The sequence below is a fragment of the Mesorhizobium sp. M4B.F.Ca.ET.017.02.2.1 genome, assembly GCF_003998955.1.
In the GTDB taxonomy this organism is placed as follows: Bacteria; Pseudomonadota; Alphaproteobacteria; order Rhizobiales; family Rhizobiaceae; genus Mesorhizobium; species Mesorhizobium abyssinicae.
Genome location: NZ_RZOF01000176.1, coordinates 1 through 12,599, shown reverse-complemented (window position 1 = coordinate 12,599; position 12,599 = coordinate 1). Strand labels below are relative to the sequence as shown.

The 12,599-nt window shown below is 65.0% G+C and carries 10 protein-coding genes and 1 pseudogene; 2 read left to right on the top strand and 9 right to left on the bottom strand.

Annotated elements, in window-relative coordinates; all coding sequences use genetic code 11:
* Window positions 1-47 precede the first annotated feature (47 nt).
* Window positions 48-941 (top strand): SDR family oxidoreductase, encoded by an 894-nt coding sequence (locus EN738_RS20340; RefSeq protein WP_127285269.1) that lies wholly within the window; start codon window positions 48-50, stop codon window positions 939-941.
* A gap of 54 nt (window positions 942-995) precedes the next feature.
* Here the strand turns inward: EN738_RS20340 and EN738_RS20335 are convergent, their stop codons facing one another.
* The gene (locus EN738_RS20335; RefSeq protein WP_127285268.1) at window positions 996-2,915 is read right to left on the bottom strand and encodes a potassium transporter Kup; all 1,920 of its coding nucleotides are present in this window, start codon (window positions 2,913-2,915) and stop codon (window positions 996-998) included.
* Window positions 2,916-3,018: 103 nt separating this feature from the next.
* On the bottom strand, window positions 3,019-3,759 hold the full coding sequence (locus EN738_RS20330) for a pyridoxine 5'-phosphate synthase (RefSeq protein ID WP_127285267.1): 741 nt from the start codon (window positions 3,757-3,759) through the stop codon (window positions 3,019-3,021).
* 145 nt (window positions 3,760-3,904) lie between these two features.
* Here EN738_RS20330 and EN738_RS20325 point away from each other — a divergent pair, with 145 nt between their 5' ends.
* Window positions 3,905-4,309 carry an STAS/SEC14 domain-containing protein gene (locus EN738_RS20325; protein WP_127285266.1) on the top strand — a complete coding sequence of 135 codons (405 nt, stop codon included), beginning with the start codon at window positions 3,905-3,907 and terminating at the stop codon, window positions 4,307-4,309.
* A 12-nt stretch (window positions 4,310-4,321) separates the two neighbouring features.
* Here the strand turns inward: EN738_RS20325 and EN738_RS20320 are convergent, their stop codons facing one another.
* The 7 genes and pseudogenes from EN738_RS20320 to EN738_RS20290 form a co-directional block, all read right to left on the bottom strand.
* The gene (locus EN738_RS20320; RefSeq protein ID WP_127285265.1) at window positions 4,322-5,449 is read right to left on the bottom strand and encodes an ATP-dependent RecD-like DNA helicase; all 1,128 of its coding nucleotides are present in this window, start codon (window positions 5,447-5,449) and stop codon (window positions 4,322-4,324) included.
* Between the two features lie 168 nt (window positions 5,450-5,617).
* Window positions 5,618-6,493 (bottom strand): annotated as a pseudogene (fusA, locus tag EN738_RS20315) (elongation factor G); the annotation flags it as partial.
* A gap of 22 nt (window positions 6,494-6,515) precedes the next feature.
* On the bottom strand, window positions 6,516-6,881 hold the full coding sequence (locus tag EN738_RS20310; RefSeq protein WP_127285263.1) for a nitrile hydratase accessory protein: 366 nt from the start codon (window positions 6,879-6,881) through the stop codon (window positions 6,516-6,518).
* Entirely contained in the window at window positions 6,868-7,527 is a 660-nt protein-coding gene (nthB, locus tag EN738_RS20305; RefSeq protein WP_127285262.1) for a nitrile hydratase subunit beta, read from the bottom strand. Before nthB ends, EN738_RS20310 begins: the two co-directional genes overlap by 14 nt.
* 13 nt (window positions 7,528-7,540) lie before the next feature.
* Window positions 7,541-8,146, bottom strand: a complete 606-nt coding sequence (gene nthA / locus EN738_RS20300; RefSeq protein WP_127285261.1) for a nitrile hydratase subunit alpha — start codon at window positions 8,144-8,146, stop codon at window positions 7,541-7,543.
* Between the two features lie 69 nt (window positions 8,147-8,215).
* Window positions 8,216-11,380, bottom strand: coding sequence for an efflux RND transporter permease subunit (locus tag EN738_RS20295; protein WP_127285260.1), 3,165 nt, complete (start codon window positions 11,378-11,380; stop codon window positions 8,216-8,218).
* Window positions 11,377-12,599, bottom strand: a 1,223-nt coding sequence (locus tag EN738_RS20290) for an efflux RND transporter periplasmic adaptor subunit (RefSeq protein WP_127285259.1), incomplete at its 5' end; no start/stop codon positions are given. The genes EN738_RS20295 and EN738_RS20290, both read right to left, overlap by 4 nt.

Sequence of the window (12,599 nt, the reverse complement as noted above, 5' to 3'; positions counted from 1 at the left end):
AACCATAAAGACCCCCCGCCGCTTCGGCGCAAAATCAGGATCTCCCCATGAGCGAAACCCTTCTCGTCACCGGCGCCTCCGGCCAGCTTGGCCGCAGCGTCCTGCGCCACCTGCTCGATGCGCAAAAGATTGCGCCGGCACGCATCATCGCCACCACGCGCAATCCCGAAAGCCTCGCCGATCTGGCGGCGCTCGGCATCACCGTGAGGGCGGCCGACTTCAACGACCAGGCCTCGCTGGAAGAGGCTTTCAAGGGCGCCGACCGCGTGCTGATCATCTCGACCGGCGACCTCGACCTCAAGAGCGACCGGCGCCTGAAGCAGCATCAGGCGGCGGTGGCCGCAGCCAAGGCGGCCGGCGTCTCCCACCTGCTCTACACCTCGATGCCCAATCCGGAGCCGGGTTCGCCTGTGCTGTTTGCCGGCGACCACTACGGCACCGAACAGGCGATCAAGGCGAGCGGTATCGCCTACACGATCTTCCGCAACGGCTGGTACCAGGAGAACCTGTTCCTGGCGCTGCCGCACGCAATTGCCTCGGGCAAGTGGTATACGTCGGCTGGCGAAGGGCGCATCGCCCATGCTGCGCGCGACGACATGGCCGCCGCGATCGCCGCCGGCCTCGCCTCCGGCTCGACCGACAGCCGGATCCACACGCTGACCGGCCCGCAAGCCTATACGACGACAGAGATCGCCGCCCTCGTCAGCGAGGTCACCGGCAAACCGCTGGAAGTCATTCAGTTGCCCGACGAGGCCCTGACCGAGGGCGTGAAGGCGGCCGGTGTTCCCGAGGAATTCGCCCGCGTCATCGTTTCCTTCGACGCCAACACCCGCTCCGGCCGCATCTCCATGGTGACGGACGCGATCGAGACGCTGTCGGGACGCAAGCCGAAGTCGCTGAAGCAGTTCCTCGAAGCCAACAAGGCCGCGCTCGCCGGCTAGAGCGACGCATCTGTGCGAAGGCCGTGCCGTGCGGCACGGCCTTTTGCTCCGCTGTTAGATGGCGACTTGCGTGCCGATCTCCACCACGCGCCCCGTTGGAATCTGGAAATACTCCGTGGCATCGGCTGCCGTGCGCGCCAGGCCGATGAACAGCCTGTCCTGCCACACCGGCATGCCGGAATTGGGCGAAGCTTTCAGCGAGCGCCGCGACAGGAAGAACGACGTCGTCATGATGTCGAACTTCCAGCCCTGCTTGCGGCAGATCGCCAGCGCGCGCGGGATGTTCGGCTGCTCCATGTAGCCGAAGGTCAGCGTCACCCGCATGAACAGCTCGTTGACTGTCTCCATCTTGACGCGGTCGCTGTCGGGCACCACCGGCTGCGGCGCCGTCACCACCGACAGGATGACGTTCTGCTCGTGCAGCACCTTGTAGTGCTTCAAGCTGTGCATCAGCGCGGTCGGCGCGCTCAGCGGATCGCTGGTCAGGAACACTGCCGTGCCGGACACCAGTTGCGGCTTCTTCTTCAGCAAATTGCCGGCCAGGAAATCGAGCGGGATCTCGTTGCGGCGGGTCTTGTCGAACAGGTAGCGGCTGCCCCGCACCCACGTCCACATGGCCAGGATGATCGTGAAGGCCACCGCCAGCGACGCCCAGCCGCCCTCGAACACCTTGACGATGTTGGAGGCGAAGAAGCCAACGTCGATGAAGGCGAACAGCGCCGTCATCGACACCGCCACCCAAAGCTGCCATTTCCAGATGCGCGTCATGACGACATAGAGCAGCACCGTCGTCACCAGCATGTTGCCGGTCACCGAGATGCCGTAGGCCGAGGCGAGCTTGCTGGATTCGCCGAAACCGACCACCAAGAGCATCACCACCAGCGCCAGCAGCAGGTTGACGCGCGGCATGTAGATCTGGCCGGACTGCTTTTCCGACGTGTGCAGGATCTCGAGCCTCGGCAGCATGTTGAGCTGCACCGCCTGCCTGGTCAGCGAAAAGGCGCCGGAGATCACCGCCTGGCTGGCGATCACGGTGGCGGCGGTCGCCAGCACCACCATCGGGATCAGCGTCCAGCCCTGGTTCATCTCGAAGAAGGGATGGCCAACGGTGCCGCCATTGGCGAGCACGAAGGCGCCTTGGCCGACATAGTTGAGCAGCAGGCAGGGAAACACGATCGACAGCCAGGCGAGCACGATCGGCTTGCGCCCGAAATGGCCGAGGTCGGCATAGAGCGCCTCGGCGCCGGTGACGGCGAGGAAGATGGCGCCGATGGTGACGAAGGCCACATCTGGCGAATTGATCAGGAAGGCGACGATGTAATGCGGGCTGACCGCCAGCAGGATTTCGGGGTCGGCGATGATATGGTTGAGGCCTGACAGGCCGATCGCCAGGAACCAGACCGCCGTGATTGGGCCGAAGATCAGCGCGACGCCGCCGGTGCCGAAGCGCTGCACCGAAAACAGGATCGCCAGGATGACAAGCGTCAGCGGCACCACATAGGGCTGGAACGTCGGCGTGACGACATTCATGCCTTCGACCGCCGAAAGCACCGAGATCGCCGGCGTGATCACCGCATCGCCGAAAAACAATGAAGCGCCGACGATGCCAATTCCGAGGATGATTGCCGAGCGCGTCGGGAAACTGCCGCGCGCCAGCGCCATCAGCGACAGCACGCCGCCCTCGCCGCGGTTATCGGCGCGCAGCACGAAGTTGATGTACTTGATGGTGACGATGATGGTCAGCGACCAGATGATCAGCGACAGCACGCCGAGGATATCGCCGCGATCGGCGACGTTGCCGCCGGACGACGCCACCAACGCCTCGCGGAACGCGTAGATCGGGCTCGTGCCGATGTCGCCATAGACCACCCCGAGCGCGCCCAGCATCAACACCTTGGTGCTGTGCTGCTCGATTTCGGGATGGCTCGATTGGTCGACGGGTTCTGCCTCACTACCAGTGTTGGCAAGGGCCATAAACGACACTCCGATAAACGCGCGGTGCTCTACGCTTGCTGCGATGCAATATCAAGTGCCGTCACGTTATGGCTTCCATGTCGGCAACGCGGGGCTCGCCTTCCTACCAACCGCAAGCTCCGAGAAACCGTCCCACCGTGCCGGCCATGCCATACTCCAACGCATCGGCTGTCAACCCGTGTCCGATCGACACTTCCGCCAATGCCGGAATGCGCCTGGCCAGCGCCGGCAGATTGGCCACCGTCAGGTCATGCCCGGCATTGACCTGCAGCCCGGCGGCAAATGCCGCATCAGCGGTTTTTCCCAATCTTTCCAGCTCCTTGGCCGCCTTGGCGGAATCGGAATGGCAACTGCCGTAGGGGCCCGTATAGAGCTCGACGCGGTCGGCGCCGGTGTCGCGCGCGGCATTGATGCCGCCCGGATCCGGATCGGAGAACAGGGACACGCGAAAGCCGCCTTTCTTCAGTCGTTTGACGATCGGAGTGAGGAACGCCGCGTCGGCGATGAAGTTCCAGCCATGGTCCGATGTTGCCTGGCTCGGATCGTCCGGCACCAGCGTCACCTGGTCGGGCTGATGCTTTTCGACAAGCGCCAGGAACTCCTCGGTGGGGTGGCCTTCGATGTTGAATTCCGCCTTCGGGAACTCGTCGTCGATCAGCGCCCTGATCTCGGGCAGGTCGGTGCGCCGCGTGTGCCGCTCGTCGGGCCGCGGATGCACGGTCAGTCCATGCGCGCCCGCCGCAAGCGCGATACGCCCGAGCCCGATGACGCTCGGCCAGGGCAGGTCGCGGCGGTTGCGCAGCATGGCGATGGCGTTGAGGTTTACGGAAAGCTTGGCGGGCATGGCTTCGGCTCGGGCTCCTCTGGGCACCCGATTGGGCGCCGCCGCGTTTGAATTGCGCGCATCTATAGCGTCTTTGACGGGAACAGACAGAGGGTTTCGGGTGTTCCAGGGGTACGACCCGAGATTGAGCAGGAGGAAAGTGCCCGTGAACTTCCTCGAATCCGTTCCGGCAATCCGGCGCGTCGACACCGACCGCGACACGCTGTTCGCCATCGATGTGGTCGGCCATGTCACGCCAGCCGATGCGGAAAACCTGTTCGGCCTGCTAGAGGCGGCCTATGCGCTGCACGCCAAGATCGACGTGCTGGTGCGCATGGTCGACCACGAGGGCGTCGACTGGGCCGAAGTGTCCGATGAAACCGTCAAGCAGGGCACGGCCCACGCGCTCGAGCATGTCCGCCGCTGCGCTGCGGTCGGCAAGCCCGACTGGGTGCCTTACGCGCAAGGCTTCTTCGCCGCGCCCCTGCCCTTCGAACTCCGGCATTTCGAAGCGCAAGACGAGGCGGATGCCTGGCGCTGGCTCGGCGCCAGGCCCGTCGAACGTCGGTGAGACCGGATCGGCCTATCTGACCACGGTCAGCCGCTCGGCCGCGCGCGTGATCGCGGTGTAGAGCCAGCGCTGGCGGGTTTCCTTGAACGCCCAGCTTTCGTCGAACAGCACGACGTCGTTCCATTGCGAGCCCTGCGCCTTGTGCACAGTCAGCGCATAGCCATAGTCGAAGTCGTCGAAACGTTTCTTCTGCTGCCAGGGGATCTCGGCGTCGGGGTCCTCGAACGCCGCCTTGAGCAGCTTGATCTTGGCGACGCCGCGGTCCGGATCGTCCTCTTCCGGCGAGACCAGCAGGTTGATGCCGGGCTTCACCGTCTCGCGCGACGAGGTCATCACCTTCCACAGCGAGCCGTTGAGCAGGCCCTTGGCGGGGTCGTTGCGCAGGCAGACCAGCTTGTCGCCGGCCTGCGGGAAATCGGCATTGAACCCCTTCAGTTCGCGCAGCCGCTGGTTATAGCGCCGCCGCGTGCGGTTGGTGCCGACCAGCACCTGGTCCGCCTTCAGCACCAGCTCCTGGTTGACGTCTTCCTTGCCGATGACCTGCGCCGAGCCATAGTCGCCGCGCATGAATTCGCGACCCTCGCGCACGTCGAGCGCCAGCCGGATGATCGGATTGTCGCGCGCCTGGCGATGGATCTCGGTGAGCAGAACGTCCGGCTCGTGTTCGGTGAAGAAGCCGCCGCCCGAGATCGGCGGCAGCTGCGCCGGATCGCCGAGCACCAGGATCGGCGTCCCGAAGCTCATCAGGTCGCGGCCGAGCTGCTCGTCGACCATCGAGCACTCGTCGATGACGACCAGCTTGGCGCGCGCGATCGGGCTTTGCCGGTTGAGCGAGAAGGTCGGCGAGATCGAGGTCTTGCCGGTCACCTCGTCCGAGACCGATTCCTCGCCCTTCGGCCTGTAGATCAGCGAATGGATGGTGCGGGCGTTGACCGCGCCCTTGGAGCGCAGCACCTGCGCCGCCTTGCCGGTGAAGGCGGCAAACTGCACCTGGCCGTCGACATGCTCGGCGAAATAGCGCGCCAGCGTCGTCTTGCCGGTGCCGGCATAGCCGAACAGCCGGAAAATCTGCGGCCGGCCGTCTTTCAGCCAGCGCGCGACTGCCTTCAACGCCTCATCCTGTTGGGGAGAGAATTCCATCAGCTGGAAAGACCGGATTCGCAAGCGAAAGACAAGACGGCCGCCGCCATATCGACCACCGCCGGTGGTGAAACTCGGCGTCTACGACGGCTCAAACTATCAGGCGCCAATTGGAACGTAAAGGGAACAAATCCTATCGCGTTTCAGTTGGGCTCGGACGGGTGGTGGTCAGCCAAGGGCCATCGCGGCTGGCGGGTCGGGATCGTCGGGTGGAACGGGAACAGGCACGTATCCGGCATAGCTGCCACTCAACCGCGCTTGCCCTTTCGAACACGACCGAAGCGTATCCTCCAGCTTGAACATGTTTGCGAGCGGCACGAGCGCATCGACGACGACCTCGATGCCCCGGGTTTCTTGGCTCTCGATCTTGCCCCGGCGGCTCTTCAAGTCGCTGGCAATGTCGCGGAAATAATCCTTTGGCGTCACCACCTCGACCTTCATGATCGGTTCGAGCAATTGCACGCCAAGCTTGGGTGCGGCTTCGCGAAAACAGGCGCGGCCGGCGATCTCGAACGCCAGCGCCGAGGAGTCGGTATCGTGCCAGGCGCCGTCAACAAGCGTCGCCTTGACACCGATCATCGGAAAGCCTGCGAACGGGCCGGACGATATGACGCTGCGCAGCCCCCTTTCGACTCCCGCCACGTATTGGTCCGGAACCGCACCGCCGACGATCTTGGATGCGAAAACGAAGTCAGCGTTGCGCCCATTCGGCTCGAACGCAATCTTGACGCGAGCGAACCGTCCCTGACCGGCGACGATCGCCTTGTGCGTGTAGTCCTGTTCTCCGGCGTGGGTGATCGTCTCGCGATAGGCCACCTGCGGAGCACCGACATTCAAGTCGATCCCAAACTCGTCGCGCAGGCGATCCACCATGTTGCCAAGGTGACGCTCATCCCTGCCGCCGACGATCGTCTGGCCGGCCTCCTCGTCCCGCGTGACGCACAAGTCGGGATCCCGATCCGCCAGGCTCAACAAGGCGATATTCAGCTGTTCTTCAACGGCTTTCGACTTCGGCTCGATCGCGACTTGAAGCAAAGGCCATGGCGCGGCGGATGTCCCCATCGACCTATCCGGTCTGGCCACGGCCTGCGCTAGGCCCAGGATCGTTCTCCAGCAGGATCGGCTTGCCGTGCGGTGTGGCGTGCGCGGCGCGCTCCCAGGCGGCGGCAAGTCGATCGACATCGCTCCTGCCGGCAACGCCCTTGGCTGACAGCAGGCTTTCCAGCGCCGCCAGCCAGTGCTCGTAATAGTCATGCCTGTCCGCTGCCGCATCCGGCCTCTTCACTTCGGCGGACAGCGCATCGGCCCATTCGCTCCAGGAAAACAGACCTTTGTCGTGCAGCGCCACGGTCATGGCGAAGGCCTCGGCCTGCCACGGCTCGGCGAAGACCGGCTCGTCGAAGTCCGCCGGGAGGTCTTCACGCCGGCTCAAGATAGCTCTCCCAGGCGTCGATCGACACGGTCAGCGTCGGGTCGGCGCCCTCGCCCCAGACCTCGGTGCCGTCGAAGACCACCGTATAGAGCCATTGCGGGTTCTCGCCTTTCCCATGCGCATTGCTGTCGGGGAAGACAAAGCCCTCGCGCACGACCTCGACGGTGCCTTGCCTGCCGCGTGCGTAGCGCGGCAGCCGCGTGTGCCCGGTCGGATTGAAATTCTTCATGAGCACCCGGTCGCCGGCCCTGAACCGCGCCGGCGTGGCGACCGGCCGGTTGCACGGGCCGCCCCTGGCCAGCGCTGCCGGGACGTTTTCCGCCTTCAGCACTCTCTTGGGAGCAGCTGCCGGATCGACCGCCCGGCCCTCGGCCAGATCGCGGTCGCTGACGAAGCCATGCCGTTTGAGCAGCACTTCCAGCGCCTTGATCCAGATCTGATAGTAGCTCGATGAATAGTAATCGGCCGGATGCAGCGATTCCCGCGCATGCCGGCTTTCGTCGATGTTCCAGGCGCCCATGGCGCCGGCGGTGAGCGTCACGCCGAGTGCCCGCCTTTCCCAGCCGGCATGGAAATAGGGCTCGTCCGTTTCGGGCGCGACCGGCCCAAAGCCCATCTGCCCGCCGAGATCCTGCGGCCCGTTCATGCCGGCTCCCCCGTCATGCCGGCGCCTTTGCCAGTGCGGTGCCGATCATCGCATCGCGGCTCACCAGTTCGGCCAGTTGCTCCTCGCTCCAGCCCTCGGTGCCCTTCGGCCGCATCGGCACCACCAGATAGCGCAGCTCCGCCGTCGAATCCCAGACGCGGATCTTCTTGTCCGCCGGCAGGGTCAGGCCGAATTCCGCCAGCACGCCGCGCGGATCGATCACCGCCCGCGAGCGATAGGGCGGCGCCTTGTACCAGACCGGCGGCAGGCCGAGCACCGTCCACGGATAGCAGGAGCACAGCGTGCAGACGACGAGATTGTGCGTCTCCTCGCTGTTGAAGACGGCCTGCATGTGCTCGCCCTGCCGGCCGGTATAGCCCAGCGATTCGATCGCCGCCGTCGCATTGCGCCTCAGCCAGTCGGCATAGGCCGGATCGGTCCAGGCTTTGGCCACCACCCTGGCGCCGTTGCGCGGGCCGATCTTGGTCTCGTAGGTGTCGACGATGACGTCGATCGCGGCCGGATCGATCAGGCCTTTCTGGGTCAGGATCGTTTCCAGCGCGCGCACGCGCGCCGCGAACGGATCGAGCTCGTTGTCATGGTCATGATCATGCGACATGAGCCCAGACTAGAACCGCCGACATGTGGCCGCAAGCATGTCGGCTTGGGCCAGCAAGCGGCGGTCGAGCTATTCGGCCGCGGCTTTCTGGAGTTGGATGACCCGGCCTTCTTCCGGATCGAACAGCGACGGTTGCTCCGCACTTTCGACCGCATGCAGCGCCGGCCGGCTCTTCTTCATGGAGAAGCCGAGCAGCCAGCCGGAGAAATTCTCGAAATAGACGTAGATCACCGGCGTGACGAAGAGCGTCAATGCCTGCGAGGCGAGCAGGCCGCCGACCACCGCGACGCCGAGCGGCTGGCGCAGTTCGGCGCTGGCGCCGGTGCCGAGCGCGATCGGGAACGTGCCCATCAGCGCCGCCAGCGTCGTCATCATGATCGGCCGGAAACGCATCAGGCAGGCCTTGTGGATGGACTCCACCGCCGACATGCCCTCGCGCCTGAGCTCCAGCGCCACGTCGACCATCATGATGCCGTTCTTCTTGACGATGCCGATCAGCATCAGGATGCCGATCACCGCGATCACCGAAATGTCCATGCCGGCAAAACGGAGTGCAACCACCGCCCCCAGCACCGCCGACGGCAGGCCGGTGAGGATGGTGAGCGGATGGATGAAGCTCTCGTAGAGCATGCCGAGCACGATATAAATGGTCAGGATCGCGCCGCCGATCAGCAGCCCCTGGTTGGCGAGCGAATCCTGGAAGGTCTTGGCGGTGCCGGCAAAGCTGGTGCCGATCGTCGTCGGCATGCCGACCTGCTCCTTGAGCTGGTCGATGCGGGTCACGCTGTCGCCCAGCGCCACGCCCGGCGGCAGATTGTAGGAAATCGTCACCGCCGGAAGCTGGCCGAGCTGGTTGACGGTGAGCGCGCCGGCCGTGCGGTCGACATGGGCGAAGGCGCCAAGCGGCACCAGGCTGCCGCTCGCCGTCCGCACCTGGATGGCGAGCATGCGCTCGGGCGACCATTCGATCTTCGGGTCGAGCTCGGTGATCACTGCATAGCTGTCGGCCGAGCCGAAGATCGTCGAGACCTGATCGGTGCCGAAGCCGCCATAGAGGGCCGAGCGCAGCGTATCGGTATCGATGCCGAGCTGGGCGGCCTTGTCGCGGTCCACCACCAACGACGCCTGTAGGGCATTGTTCTGCAGGTCGCTGGTGACATCGGCGAAGAAATTGTGGTCCGCCGCCATCGCGTCATTCAGCTTCTGTGCCCAGATATCGGTCTGGCCGGTGTCGAGGCCTTGAACCACGAGCTGGTAGGCGCTGGCCGACGACCGCGAACCCAGCCTCAGGTTCTGCACCGGCTGCATATAGGTCTCGATGCCAGCCACGCCTGCCAGTTGCTTGCGCAGATCCGAGAGCACCTTTTCGATGTCCGGGCGCTTGTCCTTGTCCTTGAGCTGCACGAACAACTGGCCCTGGTTGAGCGCATTGTTGCCGCTGCCTGCCGACCACGCCACATGATCGACATAGGGCGAATGGGAGAAGACGCTGGCCACCTGGCCCTGGAGCTTGGCCATGGCGTCGAACGAGATGTCCTGGCGGGCGACCGTCGTCACCGATATCTGGCCGATGTCCTCTTGCGGGAAGAAGCCCTTCGGCGAGACCTCGATCAGCCAGACCGACGCCGCAGCGGTGCCGACGAAGACGAGGAACACCAGGAAGGTGTGGCGCAGGCAGAAGCTCAGCAGCCAGTCGTAGCAGCGTGTGACGAAGTCATGCCTGTGGCCGCCTCCATGGGCTACCCTCTCCGCCTTCGAGACCGAAAGCAGGCGCGAGCAGAGCATCGGCGTCAGCGTCAGCGAGACGAACATCGACGCCAGGATGGCGACGGTCACCACGACCGCGAACTCGTTGAAGATGCGGCCGATGACGCCGCCCATCAACAGCACGGGAATGAACACCGCCACCAGCGAGATCGAGATCGAGATGATGGTGAAGCCGATTTCGCGCGCTCCCTTCAGCGACGCGTCGAACGCCGAGAGCCCGTCTTCCTCCATGTGCCGGAAGATGTTTTCGAGCATGACGATGGCGTCGTCGACGACCAGGCCGACGGCGAGCGTCAGTCCCATCAGCGAGATGTTGTCGATGGAAAAGCCGAACAGGAACATCGCACCGAGCGTGGCGATCAGCGAGATCGGCACGGCGACGGCCGGGATGATCGTCGCGGTAACGCGGCGCAGGAAGACGAAGATCACCATCACCACCAGCGCGATGGTCAAAAGCAGCGTGAACTGCACGTCGTCGACGGCCTGGCGGATCGAGGTCGAGCGGTCGTTGAGCAGCTTGATCGAGGCAGCGCCCGGCATCTGGTCCTGGAAGGACGGCAGCATCGCCTTGACCTTGTCGACGACGTCGACCGTGTTGGCGTCCGGCTGGCGCTGCACGGCCATGATGATGGCGCGGGTGCCGTCATACCAGCTCGCTGTCGTCGTGGTCTGAACCGAATCGACGACGCGGGTCACATCGCCCAGCCGTACCGGGTGACCGTCTTTGGTGGCGATGATGAGATTCACGAAACCCGCCGCGTTGTTAAGCTGAGTATTGGCGGTGATGGTCAATTGCTGCTTGTCGTTCTGCAGCACGCCGAGCGGCGTGTTGCTGTTGGCCGACGCCACCGCCGTCTGCAGCTGGTCGATCGAGATGCCGCGCGCGGCGAGCGCCGTCGGGTCGATCTGGATGCGCACGGCGTATTTCTGCTGGCCGTAGATCGAAACCTGCGCCACGCCGTCGATGGTCGACAGCGACGGCGAGATGACGTTCTCGGCGAAGGCATCGAGATCGGTCAGCGGGACCGTGTCGCTGACTAGCGACATCAACAGGATCGGCGCGTCGGCCGGATTAACCTTGCGATAGCTCGGCGGCGCCGTCATCTCGGGCGGCAGCGACCTTTGCGTGCGCGCGATCGCCGCCTGCACATCCGCCGCCGCGGCGTCGATGTCGCGGTTGAGCACGAACTGGATGGCGATCGAGGTCTGGCCGAGCGAATTGGTGGTCGAGATGGAATCAATGCCGGCGATCGTGGCGAACTGCTTGATCAGCGGCGTCGCGACGGACGTCGCCATGGTCTCCGGCGAAGCGCCGGCCAGCTGGGCGGAGACGTTGACCACCGGAAACTCGGCGCTGGGCAGCGCCGCGACCGGCAGGAACTTGTAGGCGAACAGTCCGCCCAGCACGAGGGCGAACGACATCAGAAGCGTGGCGACGGGCCTGCGAATGCAGAATTCGGAGATCATTGGCTGGCCTCGCCTGCCTTGCCGGCTTGCGCGACCTTGGCTGCGCCCTGAGCGCCGCCCTTGGCGGCCGCCTTGCCCTCATGCACGGCCGCGCCGTCCTTCAACCTGGTCTGGCCCTCGACGACCACCTTCTCCCCACCCTTGAGGCCCTGGCTGATGGCGCTGTTGTCGCCTTCGGTCAGCGCCACCTGGACGGGGCGCATCTCCACCGTATTGTCCGGCTTGACGACGTAGACGAACGGCCCCTTCTGGCTGGGTTGCACCGCGACGGTCGGAACCGAGGTCATTTGCGGCATCGTGCCGGCGTCGAGCACGACGTTCACATACTGGCCGGGCCACAGCGAAAGATCCGCGTTCGGTACGCTCGCCCGAGTGGCGATAGTGCCGGAGGCGGTGTCGACGCTGGAATCGACGAAGTCGAGCGTGCCCTTGCCGATCGGCGTCGGATCGCCGTCCTTGGTCAGCGTCACGTCGCCTTGCTGCGGGTCGGCCAGCGCCTTGTGCAGCAGGGAGAGGTTGCTCTCCGGCAGGGTGAAATTCACCTGCAGCGGATCCATCTGCGTGATCGTCACCAGCGGGGTCGAGCTGCTGCTGTTGCCGTTGCTGGTGGTGACGAGATCGCCGACCGAGACGTTGACAGCGCCCAGCCTGCCCGAGATCGGCGCCGAGATCGCCGCGTAGCTCAACTGCACGGTATCGGCGTCGATGGTGGCCCTGTCCGCGTCGATGGTCGCGGCAGCCGCCTTCTGCGCCGCCAGCGCCTGATCGTAGGTCTGCTGCGTGCCGGCCTGCTTGGCGACGAGGTCCTTGGCGCGCTGCAGGTCGGCCTGGGCGCTGACCAGCATGGCCTGATCCTTCACCAGCGTCGCCTGGTCTTTTGCGAGCTGCGCCTTCAGCGCCCGGTCATCGAGCGAGAACAGAAGATCGCCGGCCTTGACCATCTGCCCGTCCTTGACCGCGATCGAGACGATCTGGCTGGAGACGCGGGCGTTGATGGCAACCACCGCCGGCGAGGACACGAAGCCGATGGCATAGCGGCGGATGGGGAAATCGGCGGTGGTGGCGGCCGCGGAAACGATCGAGGCCGAATGCGTGCCACCGCCGCCGCCCTTTGCATTGTCCGGTGCCTTGGCCGTCTTTTCCGTGCCATTGCTGGCGGCCTGACGACCCGAAATCAGTTGCTGGACTTTGCCCAGCGCCGTCGGCGACAGGTAGAGAC

What these genes read in the sequence shown, in the direction of transcription:
- nthB (WP_127285262.1), bottom strand. Translation starts at nt 7,527, where the DNA reads ATGAACGGGCCGCAGGATCTCGGCGGGCAGATGGGCTTTGGGCCGGTC.
- nthA (WP_127285261.1), bottom strand. Translation starts at nt 8,146, where the DNA reads ATGTCGCATGATCATGACCATGACAACGAGCTCGATCCGTTCGCGGCG.
- EN738_RS20330 (WP_127285267.1), bottom strand. Translation starts at nt 3,759, where the DNA reads ATGCCCGCCAAGCTTTCCGTAAACCTCAACGCCATCGCCATGCTGCGC.
- EN738_RS20320 (WP_127285265.1), bottom strand. Translation starts at nt 5,449, where the DNA reads ATGGAATTCTCTCCCCAACAGGATGAGGCGTTGAAGGCAGTCGCGCGC.
- EN738_RS20335 (WP_127285268.1), bottom strand. Translation starts at nt 2,915, where the DNA reads ATGGCCCTTGCCAACACTGGTAGTGAGGCAGAACCCGTCGACCAATCG.
- EN738_RS20295 (WP_127285260.1), bottom strand. Translation starts at nt 11,380, where the DNA reads ATGATCTCCGAATTCTGCATTCGCAGGCCCGTCGCCACGCTTCTGATG.
- EN738_RS20340 (WP_127285269.1), top strand. Translation starts at nt 48, where the DNA reads ATGAGCGAAACCCTTCTCGTCACCGGCGCCTCCGGCCAGCTTGGCCGC.